The organism is Microbacterium aurantiacum, assembly GCF_002872075.1.
Classification (GTDB): Bacteria; Actinomycetota; Actinomycetes; order Actinomycetales; family Microbacteriaceae; genus Microbacterium; species Microbacterium aurantiacum_A.
On sequence record NZ_PGGU01000018.1, the window covers coordinates 1 to 20,172 of the forward strand.

Annotated in this window: 14 protein-coding genes; 3 read left to right on the forward strand and 11 right to left on the reverse strand. The window is 69.5% G+C overall.

The window, feature by feature from the left end; translation table 11 throughout:
- Nucleotides 1-125 precede the first annotated feature (125 nt).
- From CUR96_RS14510 to CUR96_RS14560, 11 genes are all read right to left on the reverse strand, one after another.
- Nucleotides 126-1,118, reverse strand: a complete 993-nt coding sequence (locus CUR96_RS14510; protein ID WP_102194052.1) for an arabinan endo-1,5-alpha-L-arabinosidase — start codon at nt 1,116-1,118, stop codon at nt 126-128.
- On the reverse strand, nt 1,118-2,617 hold the full coding sequence (locus tag CUR96_RS14515) for an alpha-N-arabinofuranosidase (protein WP_102194053.1): 1,500 nt from the start codon (nt 2,615-2,617) through the stop codon (nt 1,118-1,120). The genes CUR96_RS14510 and CUR96_RS14515 overlap by 1 nt, the downstream gene beginning before the upstream one ends.
- Before the next feature lie 83 nt (nt 2,618-2,700).
- Nucleotides 2,701-3,339 (reverse strand): YesL family protein, encoded by a 639-nt coding sequence (locus tag CUR96_RS14520; protein ID WP_102194054.1) that lies wholly within the window; start codon nt 3,337-3,339, stop codon nt 2,701-2,703.
- On the reverse strand, nt 3,336-4,637 hold the full coding sequence (locus CUR96_RS14525) for an arabinan endo-1,5-alpha-L-arabinosidase (RefSeq protein WP_102194055.1): 1,302 nt from the start codon (nt 4,635-4,637) through the stop codon (nt 3,336-3,338). Before CUR96_RS14525 ends, CUR96_RS14520 begins: the two co-directional genes overlap by 4 nt.
- Nucleotide 4,638: 1 nt before the next feature.
- On the reverse strand, nt 4,639-5,565 hold the full coding sequence (locus tag CUR96_RS14530; RefSeq protein WP_102194056.1) for a carbohydrate ABC transporter permease: 927 nt from the start codon (nt 5,563-5,565) through the stop codon (nt 4,639-4,641).
- 67 nt (nt 5,566-5,632) lie between these two features.
- Complete coding sequence (locus CUR96_RS14535; protein ID WP_102194057.1) at nt 5,633-6,535, reverse strand: carbohydrate ABC transporter permease; 903 nt, start codon at nt 6,533-6,535, stop codon at nt 5,633-5,635.
- A 68-nt stretch (nt 6,536-6,603) separates the two neighbouring features.
- Nucleotides 6,604-7,923 carry an ABC transporter substrate-binding protein gene (locus CUR96_RS14540; protein ID WP_102194058.1) on the reverse strand — a complete coding sequence of 440 codons (1,320 nt, stop codon included), beginning with the start codon at nt 7,921-7,923 and terminating at the stop codon, nt 6,604-6,606.
- A 252-nt stretch (nt 7,924-8,175) separates the two neighbouring features.
- The gene (locus tag CUR96_RS14545) at nt 8,176-9,186 is read right to left on the reverse strand and encodes a LacI family DNA-binding transcriptional regulator (RefSeq protein WP_102194059.1); all 1,011 of its coding nucleotides are present in this window, start codon (nt 9,184-9,186) and stop codon (nt 8,176-8,178) included.
- Nucleotides 9,187-9,283: 97 nt separating this feature from the next.
- Complete coding sequence (locus tag CUR96_RS14550) at nt 9,284-11,791, reverse strand: glycoside hydrolase family 3 C-terminal domain-containing protein (protein ID WP_102194060.1); 2,508 nt, start codon at nt 11,789-11,791, stop codon at nt 9,284-9,286.
- Nucleotides 11,788-14,067, reverse strand: coding sequence for an alpha-xylosidase (yicI, locus tag CUR96_RS14555; RefSeq protein ID WP_102194061.1), 2,280 nt, complete (start codon nt 14,065-14,067; stop codon nt 11,788-11,790). The genes CUR96_RS14550 and yicI overlap by 4 nt, the downstream gene beginning before the upstream one ends.
- Nucleotides 14,064-16,106 (reverse strand): beta-galactosidase, encoded by a 2,043-nt coding sequence (locus tag CUR96_RS14560; RefSeq protein ID WP_102194062.1) that lies wholly within the window; start codon nt 16,104-16,106, stop codon nt 14,064-14,066. The genes yicI and CUR96_RS14560 overlap by 4 nt, the downstream gene beginning before the upstream one ends.
- 65 nt (nt 16,107-16,171) lie before the next feature.
- On the opposite strand from CUR96_RS14560, the gene CUR96_RS14565 reads away from it, so the two are divergent.
- Genes CUR96_RS14565 through CUR96_RS14575 form a run of 3 tightly spaced genes read left to right on the forward strand, consistent with a single transcriptional unit; the run spans nt 16,172 to nt 20,105 of the window.
- Nucleotides 16,172-18,508 carry a glycosyl hydrolase family 95 catalytic domain-containing protein gene (locus tag CUR96_RS14565; RefSeq protein WP_102194063.1) on the forward strand — a complete coding sequence of 779 codons (2,337 nt, stop codon included), beginning with the start codon at nt 16,172-16,174 and terminating at the stop codon, nt 18,506-18,508.
- Nucleotides 18,502-19,503, forward strand: coding sequence for a LacI family DNA-binding transcriptional regulator (locus CUR96_RS14570; RefSeq protein WP_102194064.1), 1,002 nt, complete (start codon nt 18,502-18,504; stop codon nt 19,501-19,503). The genes CUR96_RS14565 and CUR96_RS14570 overlap by 7 nt, the downstream gene beginning before the upstream one ends.
- Complete coding sequence (locus CUR96_RS14575; protein WP_102194065.1) at nt 19,500-20,105, forward strand: YesL family protein; 606 nt, start codon at nt 19,500-19,502, stop codon at nt 20,103-20,105. The genes CUR96_RS14570 and CUR96_RS14575 overlap by 4 nt, the downstream gene beginning before the upstream one ends.
- The last annotated feature ends 67 nt before the right edge of the window (nt 20,106-20,172 follow it).

Consider the following 20,172-nt stretch of genomic DNA (forward strand, 5'->3'; position numbering starts at 1 on the left):
GTCCTGGTCGGTGATCGAGCTGGAGGCGTCGCGCGCGTAGCGAACCCCCGCTCCCGTCGCGAAAAAGCCCGGTATCCGCTCTGGATACCGGGCTTTTTCGCGACCGGAGCGTCAGTCGGCGACCTTCAGTCGGCGACCTCGGGCCAGCCGTCGCGCCAGGTCAGTGGGCGCAGGCCGAGGGTCGGGATGCCGTCGGCGGCGGCGTCGTAGAAGTGGAAGGCGAGCGTGTCGCCGGACACCGACTGTCCGCCGGGTCCGATGAGCGAGCCGCCGGTCGTCAGCACGACCGTTCCGCCGTCGTCGAGCAGTTCACCGCCGTCGGCATCCAGATACGGACCCGTGACCGACTTCGATCGCCCGACGATGATCTCGTAGGTGCTGTCGACGCCCTTGCAGCAGAAGTTCCGGGAGAGGAACAGGTAGTACCAGCCGTCGCGCGGCACGATGGACGGCGCCTCGATCGCGTTCTCGACGAGTCCGCGATCGGCGATGCGGACCGGCTCGGCGGCGCCGGACGCGCGCAGTCCGCTCGGCCACTCCAGCTCCACCATGTGGATGCCGGAGAAGAACGACCCGAATGCCATCCATGGCACACCGTCGGCATCCTCGACGATGCCCGGATCGATCGCGTTGAAGTCCGCGTCGGCCGAGGAGATCACCTCGCCGCGGTCCACCCACTCGTACGAGGGATCAGCCGGGTCGAGAGTGCTGTTCGTGGCGAGCGCGATCACCGAATCGCTGCTGCCGAAGGTCGATGCCGAGTAGTAGAGGTACCAGGTGCCGTCGTGCTCGTAGAGCTCCGGAGCCCACAGGTTGTCGACGCCGGGAACCGCCTCGACGAGCCAGGCGGGCTTCGACGCCCAGACCTCGCCGAGGTATTCCCAGCTCGCCCCGTCGTCGGAACGCCGGATCTGGATGTTGCCGTCGCCGATCTGTCCGTTGCCGGTCGAGTACACGTAGTCACCCTCGGGCGTCTGCACGTAGGCCGGGTCGTGCACGAAGACGTCGCCGGACAGCACCGGAGGGGCGGATGCGGCGGCGGCCCCGCACCCGGCCAGCGCCGTCGCCGCGAAGAGAGCCGCAGCGAGGGCGCCGGCCAGACGCGAGACCGTGCGCATCAGGAGAGCGCCAGTGCCGACCAGGAGACGGGCGGGAGCGTGACGGTGAGCACGCCGTCGGCGAGCACGGCGCCCTCGAGCGTCTTCAGGCCGACGCGGGTCTGGTTCTCGAGCGTGTTCTTGGCGTACACGTCGTCATCCCAGATCGTCACGGCCTCATCGATCGACGTCGCACCGAGCTCGGTCGCCGCGATCGAGACCTCGATGGCCTCGGTCTGGCTGCGGTTCACCAGGAAGACGGCCGACTGAGCGCCGTCGGTGGTGACCACCGAATCGACCAGCGGAGCCGAGCCGTAGACCTTCGTCTCATAGCTGCCGACGTCGATGCGGGGCTTCACGATCTCACCCTTCGCGAGGCGCGAGGTCACCGAGAACGGGAAGAACGTCGTCTGGCGCCAGGCGGCCCCGCCGGGCTCGGTCATGATCGGCGCGATCACGTTGACCAGCTGCGCGAGCGAGGCGGATGCCACCCGATCGTGGTTCTTCAGCAGGGTGATCAGCAGGTTGCCCAGCACCACGGCATCCGCCACCGAGTAGACGTCCTCGAGCTGACGGGGCGCGACGCGCCATTCGTCGTTCACCTCGTCGGATGCCTGGTGCTCGTCGAGGTACCAGATGTTCCACTCGTCGAAGGAGAGCTTGATCTTCTTCGACGACTTCAGCTTGTTGCCGACGTGATCGGCCGTCGCGACGACCGTCTCGATGAAGTACTGCATGTCGACCGACGAGGCGAGGTACGAGGCCAGGTCGCCGCCGCGCTCCTGGTAGTACGCGTGGCAGGAGATGTAGTCCACGTGCTCGTAGGCGTGCTCGAGCACGGTGCGCTCCCAGTCGCCGAAGGTCGGCATCGACGAGCTCGACGACCCGCACACGACGAGCTCGAGCGTCTTGTCGGCGGTCTTCATCGCCTGCGCCGTGCGCGCCGCGATCTTGCCGTAGTCCTCGGCCGTCATGTAGCCGGTCTGCCACGGGCCGTCCATCTCGTTGCCCAGGCACCACATCTTGATGTCGTGCGGCTCGACGGTGCCGTTCGCGATGCGCTGATCGCTGAGCGCGGTGCCGGAGGGGTGGTTGCAGTACTCGAGCAGGTCGAGGGCCGCCTCGATGCCGCGCGTGCCGAGGTTCACCGCCATCATCAGCTCGGATCCGGTGAGCTTGAGCCAGCGGGAGAACTCGTCGACGCCGACCTGGTTGGTCTCGATCGAATGCCAGGCGAGGTCGCGCCGCACCGGGCGCTGCTCGCGCGGGCCGACCGAGTCCTCCCAGCGGAAACCGGAGACGAAGTTGCCGCCGGGGTAGCGGATGGTGCTGGAGCCGAGCTCGCGCACCAGGTCGACGACGTCGAGGCGGAAGCCGTCTTCGTTCGCCGTGGGGTGGCCGGGCTCGTAGATGCCGTCGTAGACGCAGCGGCCGAGGTGCTCGACGAACGAGCCGAAGATGCGCCGGTCGATGGGAGCGACGACCGCCTCGCGGTCGATGGAGATGCGTGCCTTGGTCACGGATTTTCCTTCTCTGGGACAGGCCGGCTGCACGCGCAGCACGGCGAGGTACTCGGGCTATGGGACGTGTGTGGGGATGCCGGTCAGCCGGCGTGGTCGATGCGGTCGAGCCGCCGGTCGATCAGCCGGACGGCGATAGCGAGCGGGATCGAGACGCCGACGAGCGGCAGGAGCACGGGGACGACGGCGGTGATCGCAGCCCAGGCCGCGATGACGACGAGCACCCCGAGTGACATCGGAGCGGAGGTGAGCGGCAGCAGCAGCGCGAAGCGCAGGACCGGAGCCGGGCGGTCGTCGTAGCGTGAGAGCAGCACGACAGCGGTGATCGCGACGATCAGCGCGCCTGCGACGAGGGCCCCCGTGAGCACGAGCAGGGCGGCGGAGAGCGGACCCTCGAGCCGCGGCAGCAGCACGGCGTCGACGGCGAGCAGCAGGCTCGCGATGCCGAACGGAATGCCGGCGAGGTTGGCCCGCGCGAACTCCGTCCGGTAGCGGGTCCAGAAGGTGCGGACGACGCCGCGCTCTGCATCGCCTGCGAGCAGGTCGCTCCGGCGGAGCACTGCGGATGCCGCGACCGACGCCGGCATGAGCCCGAAGACGCCGAGCCCGAGCAGCGTCCCGAGCAGGAACATCACGTTCACGGCGATGAGCGCCGTGACGACGTGCAGGATCTGCATGACGCGGCCGGTCCAGCCGAGCCCGCCCAGCGCCTCGGCGGTCATGTGGTCACCGCCTTAGAGCCGCTCCAGACGACCCCGTGCGGGTCGATGCCGCTGAACGCCAGCACCGATCGCTGCGCGACCGGATCCCACGCACCGAACACGACGGCATCGAGCTCGATCCCACCGGTCTCGATCCCGCCGGTCTCGACGACCAGCCGCATCGTGATGGGGTCGCCGTCCGACACCGCGTCCGACACGAGCGTCACGCGCTGGGCATCCACGAGTGCCGGCACCTCGGGCGCGAAGCGCACGGCATCCCACTCCCCCGAGACCTGCTCGGGCGCCGTCAGGCGCTCGGTTCCGATGCCGGCGAACGGATGCGGCGACACCAGCGGCCAGCCGCTGCGCGTCCAGTGCACCCGGCGGATCTGCGCCTCGTGCTGCGTCGGCGCATCGGCCAGGCGCACGTGGTGCACCATGAACGTCGCATCGCCGTCGGTGAAGATCGAGTTGTGTCCCGGGGCGATGAGCCCGGTGCCGCCGGGGAAGCGGTGCCCGCCGAGCACCTTCGTGCCGACCGCCACGGCATGCTCGGGTGCCGGAGAGGTCAGGTCGTTGCCCGCCGCATCCCGGTACGGTCCCGTGATCTCGTCGGCCACGCCGACGCGCACGCTGTAGGTGTCGACGAGCGAGTCGTAGGAGACGAACAGCACGAACCGGTCTTCCTCGGCGCGGTACTGCACGTACGCTCCTTCGATCGCGCCGTCGACGCTGGCCGGGCGGCGGGCGATGAGCGCACCGGGTTCGTCGCGCAGCCGCACCCCCGTCTCCGCCGAGAGCTCGACGATGTGGATGCCGCCGAAGAACGACCCGTAGATCATCCACGGCCGGCCGTCGCGGTCGAAGGTCACCGCTGCATCGATCGCGTTGTGTGCGTCGCGGTCGTGCCGCGTCGCCACCACGATCCCCCGATCGGCCCACGGGCCGGCCGGCGTGCCCGCGGTCGCCAGGCCGATCGCCGAGGTGCGCGAGCCGAACGTCGACGCGGAGTAATACATGTGCCAGCGCGTGCTGCCGTCCGTCGTCGGCCAGCGCACCACCTCGGGAGCCCACAGGCCCTGGGCGCCGCTCCAGTCGCGTGCCGGCTCCGGGACCTCACCGAGCGCGGTGCCGTGGAACGTCCAGGTGACGAGGTCCGGAGAGGTGCGGATGTGCGCACCGACCGGGATGCCGCCGGATGCGCCCGCCGCGGCATCCGTCGAGAACATGTACCAGAGGCCGTCGTCGCCGCGCACCACGGTGGGGTCGTGCGCGTTGCGCGCACCCCAGGTGCTCGGGTCGTTGGTCAGGATCGACATCTCAGGCCTTGGATCCGCTCAGCGCGACCGACTCGATGATCTGCCGCTGGAACACCACGAACACGACCAGCACGGGGACCAGGGCGATGAACGATGCCGCCATGATCAGCGGGTAGTCGGTCTGGCTGGCGTAGGTGGCGTTGAAGCTCGCGATCACCAGCTGCAGCGTCTGCCGCTCCGGGGTGTTCAGGTAGATGATCGGCGCGAGGTAGTCGTTCCACATCGCCATGAACCAGAGGATGAACTGCGCGGCGATCGCCGGGCGGATCGCGGGGAAGATCAGCGTGAAGAAGATCCGCAGGTAGCCGGCGCCGTCGAGCTTCGCCGCCTCGATGATCGAGTCGGGAACCGAATCGAGGAACTGCCGCAGGAAGAAGATCATGACGATGTTGCCGAAGAGACCGGGCAGGATCAGCGGCCACAGGGTGTCGACCATGCCGGCGTCGGCGAACATCTTGAACTGCGGGATCATGATGGTCGGGAAGGGGATCATGATCGCCGAGAGCATCGTCAGGAACACGATGTTCTTGAACGGCAGGCGCATCTTCGCGAACGCGAACGCCGCGACCGACGAGGTCACCGTGCCGACGACCGTGACGCTCACCGAGACGATGACGCTGTTCATGATGCCGCTGGCGAGCGGACCGGCGGTCCAGACGCGGATGTAGGTCTCCCACTGCACCGGATCGGGGATCCACTGCGGGGGAAGGGCGAACACCGCCTCCTTCGTCTTCAGCGAAGTGCTGAAGGTCCACAGCAGCGGAGCGATCATCACGATGCCGCCGATGGACAGGATGATCGTGACGATGACGTTCATCATCCGGTAGGAGCGCGAGCGCGTTCCGACCGGGGATGAGTCGCCCGAGGGCTGGCCGAGCACGCGACGCGGAAGCCGGCGCCGGGCCGCCACCGGCAGCACGGTCGTCATCGTTCCTGGGGCGGTCTGCGTCTCAGGGGCGGACTTCGTTCCGGGGACTGAAAGAGTCATGGCTGCCTCACTCGATGGAGAACTGGGAGCGGCGGTTGACCTGGAACTGGATCGCCGTGATGACGAAGACCAGCAGTCCCAGCACGACCGACATCGCTGTCGCGTAGCCCATCTGGAGGTAGTTGAACGCCTTCTGCCAGATGTACCAGACGATGGATGCCGTGGAGAACTCGGGGCCTCCGGTCGGGGTCATGATGTTGATCTCGATGAAGATCTGGGCGCCGCCGATGATGCTCGTGACGACGAGGAAGAAGGTCACGGGACGCAGCATCGGAATCGTGATGTGCCGGAACTGCGAGAGCGCACCGGCGCCGTCGATGGCCGCCGCCTCGTACAGGTGCCGCGGCACCGATTGGAGGGCCGCCAGGTAGAGGAGCATCGAGAATCCGAGGCCCTTCCACACCGCCATGATCACGATCGCCGGCTTCGCGGTGTCGGCGTTCTGCAGCCAGTTCGGGCCGTCGATCCCGAAGAACGCCAGCACCTGGTTGACCAGGCCGAAGTCGCCGTTGTACGCCCACTGCCAGAGGATGGCGACGGCGGCGAGCGAGGAGATCACCGGCACGTAGTACACGGTGCGGAAGAAGGTGGTGCCGCGCATCTTGCGGTTGAGCGCGAGAGCGAGCAGCAGCGAGATGACCAGACCGATCGGGATGCCGATCATCATGAACACCGTGTTGCCCATCGCCTGCCAGAAGTACGGGTCGTTCCACATCTCGACGTAGTTGTCGAGGCCGTTGGGCACCGGCTCGCCCAGACCGTTCCACTTGGTGAACGATGCGTACACCGCGAACAGCAGCGGGTAGGCGATGAAGATCAGGAACCCGAGCGCGGGCACCGCGATGAAGGCGGCGGCTGCGAGGTGCTCGCGCCGGTGCAGCCGGGAGCGACGAAGGGTCGTCGTGGACATGGTCACCTCTTCTGTGAGACGTACGGATGGTGCCGGGGCCGGCCGGGCAGCCGGCCCCGGGGTCTCCGCTAGCCGATTCCGGCGTCGGCGTTCGCCTTGTCGAGCAGCTTCTGCATGCGCGGCTGCACCTCGGCGAGGTAGTCCGCGGCGGTCTGCTCGCCGTCGAGGACGGGCTGGATGTTCTTGAACAGCTCGTCGTACCACTCGGCGCTGTAGGTGTTGCCGGCGGGCAGGGCGCGGCCGTAGTCGTTCGCGACGTCGAGGAACTCCTGCTTGTTCGCCGGCGGCAGCGTGGCGGAGGCGACCCACTCGTCGGCCATGTCCTTGAGGTTCGGCACCTGAACGCCGGCGTCGACCAGCGCCTGCTGCGCGGTCACGTCGGTCGACAGGTAGATCGCGAGCTCTGTGGCGAGCTCGGCGTTCTTCGTCGACTCGGAGACGGCGATGCCGAGCGTGCCGATCCAAGAGGCCGTCTCACCGGTCGAGCCGACCGGGTAGGGGATCAGGTCCCACTCGAAGTCGAGCTTCTCGTAGGTGGGCACGTCCCACGGGCCGACCGGGAAGAAGCCGATCTGCCCCTCCATCCAGCGCTGGTAGGTGTCCAGCGTCTGGGCGTCGGAGGTGGAGGGCGTGACGCCCTCGACGTTGGACATGTCGGCGAACCACTGCAGCGCCTCGGCGAATTCGGGCGTGTCGACGGTGACCTTCGTGCGGTCCTCGTTCAGCCAGTCGGCTCCGTTCGACCAGACGAACGGCTGCAGGTTCCACTGCACATTGAGGCCGGTGCCCCACTGGTCGAGCGTGCCGTCGCCGTTGGTGTCGAGCGTGACCTTCTTGGCGACGTCGATGAACTCGTCCCAGGTGTACGGCTTGTCCTTGTCGGGCAGCGGCACTCCGGCTGCCTCGAGCATCGTCTTGTTGTAGCCGAACGAGAACGGGCCGATGTCCTTGGGCATCGCGTAGATCGCACCCTGGCCCATCAGCTTGCCGTCGAAGCGGTAGCTGTCGACGCCGTACTCCCACACGTTGTCGAGGTCGACGGAGGCTTCGACCTCTTTGGTGATGTCCTTGATGATTCCGGACTTCACGTAGGCCTGGACACTGCCCGGGTCGACGTAGAACACGTCGGGCACCTGCCTGCCGGTGATCGCCGCCTTGAGCTTGGTGGAGTAGTCGTCAGGCGTGGTCATGATGATCTTGACCTTGACGTCGTTGTCCTTCTCGAACTGCTTGATGGCTGCGGTGTACGCCGCCTTCTCCGCGTCGTTGCCGCGGAACATGAAGGTGATGGTGTCGCCGTCGCTGCCTGAGGCGCCGCTCGAGCAACCGGTGATCGTCGCCAGGGCGACCGCTGTGACGGCCGCAGCCGCCAGGATCCGTGACTTCATTGTGCTGTGTTTCCTCTCGGGAGCTGACTTCGATGTCGTCGCTCGGGCTGTGCCGCAGGAGCGATCTCTCTCGTTCTACAACGTTGTAGTAAACGTTGTAGAGACATTGTGACCCGAATCTCCCGACCTGTCAATCGCGATTCTTCAGCGAGCGCCACTCTCACCGCTCGTAGAGATGGAATCGGCTGGTGCCGAGGCCGCGGGACCAGCGAAAAACATCTCTGAAGACGCCCGGCTCGGGTCTGGACGGGGTCAGATCGAGGGTGCGGACTCGCGTTCGAGGATGCGGTAGTCGGCGAGGAGCGTGCGGGGCGGAGCATCCGCATCCCCGGCGATGCGCGCCAGCAGCGTCGAGACGGCCGTCTTCGCGATCCACTCCCGTCCGGGGTCGACGGTGGTGAGCGATGGGATCGAGTACTCGGCTTCGTCGAGGCCGTCGAAACCGACGACGGCGACGTCGTCCGGCACTCGACGCCCCGCCTCCTGCAGCACGCGCATCGCGCCGAGCGCGAGCGTGTCGTTCAGTCCGAAGACGGCATCGAACTCGCCGCCGCGGGCGAGCAACTCGCGCATGGAGCTGGCCCCGTTCGCGCGATGCCACAGCGTCGTGTAGCCGACGATCTCGTCGTCGTAGGGAACACCGGCGGCCTCGAGCGCCTCGCGGTAGCCCTGCAGCCGAAGGGCCGCCGAGCCGATGACCTCGCCCTCGTGCGCACCCACGACGGCGATCCGCCGCCGCCCCTGCGCGAGCAGGTACTCGGTCGCCGCGCGGGCGGCCTCGACGTTGCGCATGGTGACGTGATCGGTCGGACCGTCGAAGATCCGCTCGCCGAGCAGCACAAGGGGGAACGACACATCGAGGGCAGCGGCATCCTCCTGCCCCATCCCGAGCGGACTGAAGATCAGCCCGTCGGTGAGCTTGAGCCGTGGGCTGCGCAGCAGATCGAGTTCGCGGGTGCGGTCGGCGCCGGTCTGCTCCACGAGCACGACGACACCGGCGGCCTCGGCCTCATGGATCACCTGGGCCGCGAGCTCCGCGAAGTACGCGAGGCTGAGATCGGGCAGCGCGAGGGCGATCGCCCCGGTGCGGCCGGAGCGTAGGTTGCGCGCGGTGAGGTTCGGCGTGTAGCCGAGCTCCGCGATCGCCGCTTCCACCTTCGCGCGCGTCGCCGGGCGGATGTGCGGGTAGTCGTTGATGACGTTCGACACCGTCTTGATCGACACACCCGCGAGCCCCGCCACGTCATGCAAAGTCGCCGCCATGCGGTCACCCCCTGATTCCGCGCCAGTCTACAACGTTGCAGAACGGTTCCGGCTCTGCGGAATCACCTTATCGCCTCGTATCCGCCCCGCCGGCGACTCAGCGCACGGTGAGGATGCCGGAGACCGGGAGGGCGTCGGCCGACGGGCCGGCGGCCAGCCGATAGTCGCCCGGCTGCACGCGCAGCGCGCCCTGGTGCAGCCAGTCGTCGACCGCGCCCTCGAGGCGGATGCCGTCGTCCCAGACCGCGAGCCGCGCCGGGTCGAACGCGATTGTGACCTCGCGCTCCTCCCCCGGCTCGAGACGCACCCGGCGGTAGCCCACCAGCAGGCGGCGCGGAGCCGGAATGGGCAGGTCGGCGGGAGCGAGCGCGTAGAGCTGCACGAGCTCCTCCGCGACGCGCGAGCCCCGGTTCGCGACACGCACGGTGGCTCGCACCGAAGCGTCCGACGGGTCGATGGCGACCAACGGTGCGTGCCGATGCGAAGGCTCCGGCGCGTCGAGCTCGGAGACGTCGAGCGTCACTCCGAGGTAGGTGACCTCGCTCAGCGTCAGTCCGTGCCCGAAGGCGAAGGCGTACGGGGCCGGCTGGTGCCGGTACGTCGCCTGCTGCCGGAGGGTGTCGTAGTCGAAGAGGTCGCCGGCCTGCGCCGCATCCGCCGGCCACGACTGGGCGAGCCGTCCGCTCGGCGGCACGTCTCCACTGAGCACGTCGGCGATGCCGTTGCCGAGCTCCTGCCCGCCGTGGCTCGACCAGACGACGGTGCCGGCATCCGCCATGCCCTCGCCGAGGACGTAGGGATAGCTCGACACGATCGCGAGAACCGCGCTGTCGTTCTGCTCGCGGGCGGCACGCCAGACGGCGACGGCCGAGTCCGGCAGCAGCAGATGCGGGCGATCCTGGGTCTCGCGCCCGGAGAGATGCGGGTCGTTGCCGACCGCGACCATCACGACGTCCGCTTCGGCTGCGGCCTCCGCGACCGCCGCCTGCCCCGAGCGGACCACCCTCGCCGCGAAGCGGGCAGCGTCACCGAGGGTGACGCCCTCGACGACCAGCAGCCCGACCTCACGGGTCACCGTGACCCACCGGCCGGTTCCGAGGTGCAGCAGCGACCATGAGCCGTCGGCGTGCACATGCCGGCGGAAGGTCTCCTGCACGACCCACCCGCCCACCCGTTCGGCGTCGGCGCGCATCGGCCAGGTGCCGGTGAGCAGCCGCCGGCTCCGCTGCGAGCGCAGGGTCAGGATGCCGTCGCCCCAGTCCGTCAGGTCCCAGAGCGCGTCTTCGCCGAGAGCGACCGCCGAGGCGTCCACGACCGCGCCGTCCTCGCTCGCTGCGACGTAACGCCCCGACGCGAGGTCGCGCAGCGCGATCGTGTCGGCGCCGGTCTCGACGCGCACGCGGGCTGCGGGATAGCGCGCGCCGAGCCCGTGCGCGATGCCCACCGAGTACGGCGGCGTTCCGGCGTACCAGTCGGTCAGCACCAGATCGGCGAGCGGCCCGACGACAGCGATGGACGCAGGCTCTGCCAACGGCAGCAGTGCGTCATCGTCGCGCAGCACCACGACCGAGCGGGCGACGGCCTCGCGAGCCAGGACGCGGGATGGCGGTGCGTCGATGTCGGCGGCGGTGATGTCGGCGTAGGGGTCGTCGTCGCCGTCGAACTCGCCGCTGCGCAGTCGCATCTCGAGCACGCGGGTCACCGCGCGGTCGACGTCGGCCATGGTCAGCAGCCCGGCCTCGAGCGCGGCACGCACGTGCGCGATCGTCGGCTCGGCATCGGGGCCGTCGTCGGTGAACGAGTCCATGCCGCTGCGGATCAGCGCGGACGCCGCGTGGGTGTGATCCGGCTGGGCGCGCTGCAGCGTCACGAGGAACGTGGGCGCTCCGGCATCCGACACCACTGCCAGCGATCCGGGTGCCCAGGAGCGCGCCTCGTCTACGAGCTCGGGCTGGGTGTGCGCCGGAGTGCCGTTGACGCGGTTGTAGGAGAGCATCATGCCCCCGGCGACGCCGCGCTCGATCGCGTCGCGGAACGCCGGCAGCTCCTCCTCATGCAGAGTGCGCGGCGACAGTTCCGACGAGGTCGAGGCCCGGTCGGTCTCGTTGCTGTAGCCGAGGAAGTGCTTGAGCGCGGGGACGGTCCGCCAGACCCGCTCGTGCCGCCCGCGCAGCCCTTGCGAGTAAGCGGTTCCGAAGTGACCCGTGACGTGGGGGTCCTCGGAGTACCCCTCCTCGTTGCGCCCCCAGGCCGGTTGCCGCAGCGAGTTCACGACCGGCGCCCACACATTCAGGCTGACCAGCGGGTTCTCGGAGCGCTTGGCGCGCACCTCGGTCGAGGCGACCTCGCCGATGCGCTCGATGAGCTCGGCGTCCCAGGTCGCCGCCATGCCGACGGGCTGCGGGAAGACCGTCGCCGTGCCCAGCCACGCGGCGCCGTGCAGCGCCTCGCAGCCGGTGTGGAAGGCCGGCACCCCGAGTCGGTCGACCGCCGGAGCCGCCTGGTGCAGCATCGCGATGCGCTCATCGGCGGTGAGCCGGCTCAGCAGGTCCTGAGCACGGTCGGGGATCGGCAGCGACGTGTCGCGGAACGGCTCGGCGGTCATTGGGTCTCCTCGATCGTGATGGTGATCTCTGCGGCCCCGGCGGCATCCGCCGAGACGTCGCCCGCCTGCAGCGACCACGGCGCGCGGGCGTCGGTGGAGCCGGCGGTGATGCGGTCGCCCTCGCGGCGCACGCGGAAGGCGGTGGAAGCGCCGTCGGCGCCGTGCACGGAGATCGTGCGGTCGAAGCCGTCCGGGAGGGCGAAGCACCGCAGCGTCACGCCGTCGGCCCAGTCGTAGTCGGGCCGGTCGTCGCGCGCGCCCCACGGCAGCACGGTGCCGGGGCGCACGCGCACGGGCAGCGAGTCGAACCCGTGCCGCTCGCGCACCCAGCGACGCCCGTCCTGCACGCCGCCGTCGAGCAGCGAGGCCCAGTCCCCCTCGGGAAGGTAGTACTCGACATCGCCCTGCTCGCTGAAGACCGGCGCGACGAGCACCGCGTCCCCGAGCATGTACTGCGCGTCGGCGTCGAAGCCGCTGCGGTCCTCGGGGAATTCGAGCACCATCGGCCGCATCATCGGGGTGCCGCTGAGGTGCGCCTCCTCGGCTGCGGAGATCAGGTACGGCATCAACCGCATCTTCAGGCGGGTGAACTGCCGGGTGATCTCCACCGCCTCGTCGTCGAACGCCCACGGCACCCGCAGCGACGACGAACCGTGCAGCCGGGAATGGGAGGAGAGCAGGCCGAACGCCAGCCAGCGTTTGAACACTCCGGCATCCGGCGTGCCCTCGAAACCGCCGATGTCGTGACTCCAGTAGCCGAAGCCGCTCATGGCCAGCGACAGCCCGCCGCGCAGAGACTCGGCCATCGACAGGAAGGTCGAGTCGCTGTCGCCTCCCCAGTGCACGGGGAACTGCTGGGTGCCGACCGTCGCCGAACGGGCGAACACGATGGCCTGCCCCTCGCCGTATCGCCGCTCGAGCGCCCGGAACACGGCCTCGTTGTAGAGGTACGGGTAGTAGTTGTGCATCCGAGCGGGGTCCGAGCCGTCATGCCAGACGACGTCTTCCGACGGGATCCGCTCGCCGAAGTCGGTCTTGAACGTGTCGACGCCCTGCGCCATCAGCCGCTCGAGATGGCCGACGTACCAGTCCGTCGCCTCGGGGTTGGTGAAGTCGATGATCCCCATGCCCGCCTGCCACAGATCCCACTGCCAGACGCTGCCGTCGGTGCGCCTGAGCAGGAAGCCGCGCTCGCGCGCCTCCTCGAACAGGCGGGAGCGCTGGGCGATGTAGGGGTTGATCCACGCCGAGACCTTGAGTCCGCGGTCATGCAGTCGCGCGAGCTGCCCCTCCGGGTCGGGGAAGGTGCGGGGGTCCCATTCGAAGTCGGTCCACTGGTACTCGCGCATCCAGAAGCAGTCGAAGTGGAAGACGCTCAACGGGAGATCGCGTTCGGCCATGCCGTCGATGAACGCGTTGACGCTCGCCTCGTCGTAGTCGGCCGTGAACGAGGTGGTCAGCCAGAGCCCGAACGACCAGGCCGGCACGCGAGCGGGGCGACCGGTGAGGCCCGTGTAGCGGCGCAGCACGTCCTTCGGGGTGGGTCCGGCGATCACGAAATAGTCGATGGTCTCTCCCGGCACGGAGAACTGCACACGGGTGTTCACCTCGGACCCGACCTCGAACGAGACGTTGTCGGGACTGTCGACGAGAACCCCGTAGCCGCGGCTGGAGAGGTAGAACGGGATCGATTTGTACGACTGCTCGCTCGATGTGCCGCCGTCGGCGTTCCACGTGTCGACGGTCTGGCCGTTCTTGACCAGCGCGCCGAAGCGCTCGCCGAGCCCGAAGATGCGTTCCCCCGGCTCCAGGGTGAGCTGCTGATGCACCCACGAGCCGTCCGCACCGGTGATGTGGCCGGTCGAGCGAGGCAATGCGCGCGTGATGACGGTGTCGCCCTGCTCGAAGTCGATCTGCCATGAGCCGCTGCGACGCACCCGCACCCGCAGGTCCCCGGCGTCGAGCACGGCGTGCTCGTCGTCGATGGTGACCGACGGCAGGAATCCCTGCTCCCCGGTGATCGTGAAGTCCGGCCCGGGGTGCACCCCGCCGGCGTGGCGCTGCGCGCGAGCGCGGATCACACCGGGCGCCGGGGCGGAGAACGTGATGGTCAGCATCGGACGGTTGAGGGTGTCGCCGCGGTGGCGGATGCCGGCCGTCGCCGCGTACACGGTGAGAGTGCCCGCCTGCTCGTCGATGCGGATGTCGTCGACCTCGACCGCGAAGAGAGGGGTGAAGCCGGGCCTCGTCAGCCAGTATCCGTCGGTGAACTTCACGAGTCCGCCCTTTCGATCAGAGCCCGGACATCACCGGGCGGAACAGTGACGACCCGATCGGCCGTCTCTGAAGTCAGCAGATCCACGAGCCCCGGCCGCACCGGGATGCGCTGCTCCTCAACGCCGTGGTTGAGCAGGAAGAGCACCGGGCCGCGCTGCACCGCCTCGAGGAGATCAGGCAGAGTCTCGAGCTCGGGCACCGCGCCGCGCACTCCGGACGCGGCTGCGGCCTCGCCGAGGATCTTCGAGAGGACGGCATCCGAGACGACGGCGCCGACATGCCAGGCGACACCGTCGCCACGGGTGTTGCGGGCGACCGCAGGCAGGCCCGCGAGGTCGCCGTCGGCGTAGGTCAGCAGCACGTCGGCGCCGTCCGTCCGCAGCCGCTCACCGAGGATCGACGCCTCGGCGGCGCCGTCCGCCGGCGCCCACCAATCACCCACCAGCTCCACGTTCTCATCGGGGAGCGCACACCACTCCTCACCGCTGACGCCCATCACATCGCGCAGGAGCACCGGCGACCGGCCGACCAGCACGTGAGCATTCCGATCGGCGACGCCGCTGAAGGGACCGACGACGAGGTGCGCACCGCGTTCCACCGCTCGCTCGAGCGCTGCCGCAGCATCCGGTTCGGTGATGTACAGCTGCGGAGCGAGCACCAGCCGGTACCCATCCAGGTCCGCGCCGGGCTCCACCAGGTCGACGGCGATGCCGCGCCGCCACAGCTGGTCGTACCAGCGGGTGATCTGCTCGATCATGTCGAGGCGCTCGGTCGGCCGCCCGGGCTCCTCCGAGGCCCACCACGACGACCAGTCGAAGACGATCGCCGCCTCGGCGTCGACCGTCGCGCCGACGACGGGTCGCAGCAGGCGGAGGTCTTGCCCCTGCCTGCACACGCCGCGGAACAGGTCGGTGTCGGCCCCGGCATGCGGGAGCATCGCCGCGTGGAAGCGCTCGGCCCCCGCGCTCGATGCCCGCCACTGGAAGTAGGCGACGCCGTCGGCACCGCGGGCGACGGCCTGCAGCGAGTCGCGGCGCGCGCGCTGCGGGGTCTTCGGCAGGTTGTGCTCGCGCCACATGAGAGCACTGGTCGCCTGCTCCATCAGCATCCACGGGCGGCCGCCGCCGAGCGAGCGCATCAGATCCTGCACGAGCGCGATGCCGACCGCCGCTCGGGGGTCGGCGGGGTCGGGGTACTGGTCGTCGGCGATCAGGTCGAGGTCGTCGGCCCACGACCAGTAGTCGACGTGCGCGAAGAAGCCCATGAAGTTGGTCGTGACGGGCTGCGTCGCCCCCGCCTCTCGCACCGCGTCGCGGAGTTCGCGGTAGCAGTCGCGCAGCAGGTCGGAGATGAATCGGCGGAAGTCCAGCGCCTGCGTCGGATTGATCAGGTACGGCGCACGCCGGGGCGGCAGGATCTCGTCGAAGTCGGCGTAGTGCTGCGACCAGAAGGCCGTGCCCCAGGCCGTGTTGAGTGCATCGATGCTGCCGTACTGCTCCATCAGCCAGCGACGGAACTCGCGTGCCGCCTCGTCGCCGAAGTCGAGCTGGCCGAACTCGTTGCCGATGTGCCACATGCGCACGGCGGGGTGCGCGGCGTAGCGCTCCGCGATGTCGCGGGTGATCGCCAGCGCGTGCTCGCGGTAGATACGGGATGCCGGGGTGAACTGGTTGCGGGACCCGGGCACCAGTCGCACCCCGTCGCGGTCGACGGGCAGAGTCTCGGGATGGCGGATGCCGAGCCACGGCGGCGGCGACGCCGTGGGCGTGGCCAGATCGACGGCGATCCCCGCCTCGTGCAGAAGCCCCAGCACCTCGTCGAGCCAGGCGAAGTCGCGCACGCCGGGAGCGGGCTCGATGCGCGCCCAGCTGAACACCCCGACCGTCACCAGATTCACGCCGGCCTGGCGCATCAGCTCGACGTCTTCGCGCCACACCGATGGATCCCACTGCTCGGGGTTGTAGTCGCCGCCGAAACAGATGCCCCGTTCGGCCGTCAACGCGCCGAACGCACCGGTGGCAGATGTCTCCGTCGACATTTCTCTCTCATCTCTGCAATTGTCGAAGCGCTTCAACAACGAGACCATATACTAGCCGAGTGCCGATGTCCACGATGCTTCGCGAAGCGCTCCACGTGCTGCGATCCGATCGCGCGGCCGTGCGGTGGACCGATTCGCTCCCGGTCGGAAACGGCGTGCGCGGAGCCACCTGTCAAGGCGCGCCCGGCACGGAGCGCCTCTGGCTGAACGACATCACCGCGTGGTCCGGCCTGCCCGAGACCGACCCGATCGCGGGCGTGGTGGATCGTGGAGCGGAGGCGCTCGACGCGGTGCGCGAGGCCATCGCCCGCGGCGATGCCGCCGAGGCCGAACGACTGCTTCATCGGCAGCAGACCCCGTGGGTGCAGGCGTTCCTGCCCCTCGGGTGGATCGACGTCGAGGTCGAGGGATCCTTCGACGACAGCTGCCGACGAAGCCTCGACCTCACGACGGCGACCGCCCATCTCGGCTACGGGAACGTGCGCCACACGACCTGGGCGGACTCCGCCGGCGGTGCGATCGTGCACCGGATCGAATCGGATGCTCCGGTGCGCGTGCGGGTTCGCGTCGGAAGCCTGCTCCGGACCGCGGGACCGGATGCCGAGATCCCCGACGGCGTCGTCCGCGAGCTTCTGCTGCCCATCGACGTCGCTCCGGGGCACGAGAGCCCCCCGGAGCCGATCCGCTACGGCGACGGACGCACCGGTGCGATCGCCGTCCGGGCGGCTGGCGCGGCGACCGTCGAGTCCGGCGCCCTGGTCACCGATCTCGCGCGTACCCACACCTTCGTCGTCGGCACCGCGACGGCGCCCTCGATCCCCGGCGAGCCGGAATCCGAGACCGACGCGCCGACGCGGGCGGTCGCCGTGCTGGGCCGGATCGGGTCGGATGCGGCCGCCGAGGCGGACCGGCGGTACGAGGCGCACGTCGCCGCGCACCAGGAGTTGTACCTCCGCAGCACGCTGACGCTGCCCTCCGCCGACGGAGCGCTCGAGCTCAGCACCGAGGAGCGGATCGCCGCAGCACAGGAGCGGCCGGATCCGGGCCTGGCGGCGCTGCTCTTCCACTACGGCCGCTATCTGCTGCTGTCCTCGTCACGGCATTCCGGGCTGCCGCTCACGCTGCAGGGCCTGTGGAACGCGGAACTCCCTGGACCGTGGTCGAGCGCATACACGACCAACATCAATCTGCAGATGGCGTACTGGGCCGCCGAGACCACCTCCCTCACCGAGTGCCACACCCCGCTGCTGCGGTTCATCAGGCGGCTCGCCGCGGGCCCGGGCGCGACGGTCGCGCGCGAGCTGCACGGGGCCGACGGCTGGGTGGCGCACCACAACTCCGACGCGTGGGCGCATGCCGCACCCGTCGGGGCGGGCCACAGCGATCCGGCCTGGGCTTTCTGGCCGATGGGCGGCGTCTGGCTGAGCTTGCACCTCTGGGAGCGCTACGCATTCTCCGGCGACATCGACGAGCTGCGCGCGCAGTCATGGCCCGTTCTCGCCTCGGCCGCGCAGTTCGCGCTGTCCTGGATCCGCCGCGACGGGGACCGTGCCTCCACCAGCCCCTCGACCTCGCCGGAGAACCACTTCCTCGCCGATGACGGCACCGTGACCGGCGTCGGCGAATCCTCGACGATGGATGTCGCGCTGCTGCGCGCTCTCGCGACCGCCTGCGTTCGTGCGTCGACCGTGCTCGGCATCGACGAGCCGTGGATCGCCGAACTGCTCAGCCTGGTCACCGCGCTCCCAGACGCCGAGGTCGACCCCGACGGCACCCTGCGGGAATGGGACCGGCCCCGAGAGGACACCGAGCCGCAGCACCGCCACCTGTCGCACCTGGTCGGCCTGTACCCGCTCGCTCAGATCACTCCCGCCCGGACCCCGTCGCTCGCGGCTGCTGCGGCGGCGTCGATCCTCTCCCGGGGGCACGAGTCGACGGGCTGGGCGCTGGCCTGGCGCACGGCGATGTGGGCGCGGCTCGGGGATGGCGCGCGCGTGCACGATCAGCTCCTGATGGCTCTGCGCCCCGCGGACGCCGACGGCGGCGGCCACCGCGGCGGCCTGTACGCGAACGGATTCAGCGCGCACCCGCCGTTCCAGATCGACGGCAACATCGGCCTCACCGCCGGCGTCGCCGAAGCGCTGCTGCACTCGCACGAGGAGCGGATGCTGCTGCTGCCGGCGCTGCCTCCCGCGTGGCCGGCCGGGAGCGTGCAGGGCTTGCGTGCACGCGGCGGCGTGACCGTCGACATCGACTGGGAGCATGGCGAGGTCGCGAAAGTGCGGCTGCGCAGCGACCGGCACACCACAATAGAGATGAGCGGGCCCGGGATCGACATCCGATCCGTCGTCCTCACCGCAGGGCAGCCCGTTCTCATCGAGCCGAGGGAGAACCGATGGTGACCATCGCCGACGTCGCGCGAGTCGCGGGCGTCTCCATCTCGACAGTGTCCTACGTGATGAGCGGCAAGAGGACGATCTCGCAGGACACGAAGGAGCGCGTCGAGCGGGCGATCGACTCGCTCGAGTACCGCCCGCACGCGAGCGCCCGCTCGCTCGCCTCCCGGTCCACGAACGTGATCGGCCTGCAGGCGCCGCTGCGCTCCGGCGTCGACGTGCATGTCGTCATGGAGATCGTCGCCGGCATCATGCGCGAGGCACGGGCGCACCAGTACGACATCCTGCTGCTAACCGGCGATGACGGCGAAGGGCTGCGCCGGGCGACTGGCGCATCGATGGTCGACGCGCTGCTGCTGATGGACGTGGAGTCGGACGATCCGCGCATCGCCACCCTCCGAGAGCTGCCGACTCCCAGTGTGCTGATCGGCCTGCCCAGCGGGGCCGAGGAACTGACCTGCGTCGACTTCGACTTCGAGACGGCCGGCCGCGTCGCCGCCGAGCGGCTGATCGCCCTCGGCCACCGCCGGGTCGCCCTGCTCGGCTCACCGCGCGAGGTGCTCGAACGGCACACCTCGTACGCGGAGCGCCTCTCCCGCGGGTTCCTCGCCGCCTGCGCGGAGCAGGGGGTGCCGGCGACGGTGCATCCATGCCCGACCACGCACGAGTCCGTCGAGGTGCTGAACGCGATGCTCGCCGAGCACCCCGATGTGACGGGCCTCTTCGTCCACAACGAGGGCGCGCTGACGCACCTCGCGGCACGCGCCGCCACGGTGGAGGGGCTCCAGACGATCGCGCTCTGCCCCTCCGACATCGCGCGTACCGTGCCGACACTGGTCGACAGCATCGACCTCCCGGCCGAAGGCCTCGGCAGCGCCGCGACGCAGGCGATCATGGCGCTGCTCGCCGGCGAGAGCACGCCGAAGGTGCGGCTGCTTCCGGCTGTGCTCGCCTCGTCGAGAGAGGCGGCGCTCGAGGCGGCGGAAGTCGCCGGCCGATGAGAATCGACCCGAACAGCCGCTCCGTTCAGGGGTTGTCGACGTTCATCGAGTTCATCGCGCTGAACGTGATGTATCTCGTCTCCTGCATTCCGGTCGTCACCATCGGCGCCGCCACGAGCGCGCTGTTCGAGGTCGCCATCCGCTACTCCGATGACGAGACCGGCCGGCCCGTGGCCGACTTCATCCCCGCCTTCCTGCGGAACTTCCGCCGGGGAGCACTGACCGGCCTCGCCCTCCTGGTGCCGATCGCCCTGCTGGTGTTCAGCGCCGTGTTCTGGTTGTCCACGCCGAGTGTTCTGGGAACCGCCGGCGGCGTGATCTCGGCACTCGCCGCCGTGTTCCTCTTCACGGCCTTCCTCTACGCGATGGCGCTCGTGGCGACGTTCGACGACGGCATCCGCCGCACGCTCAAGAACGCGATGCTGCTCGCGGCCGCCGAACCCGCGCGCACGTTCGGCCTGCTGATGATCCCGGTGACGCTGGTCTGCATCAGCATCCTCTTCCCGCCGTTCCTGGTGATCATGGGCACCGTCGGTTTCTCGGTCGGCGCCTACGCCGCCGCCTTCCTGTTCCGCAGCGTCTTCGCCCGGCACCGGCCCTAGAACCTCCCGCAACGCGAACACCCCCGGGCTCTCGCCCGGGGGTGTTCGCGTTCCTGCGCGTGCGATC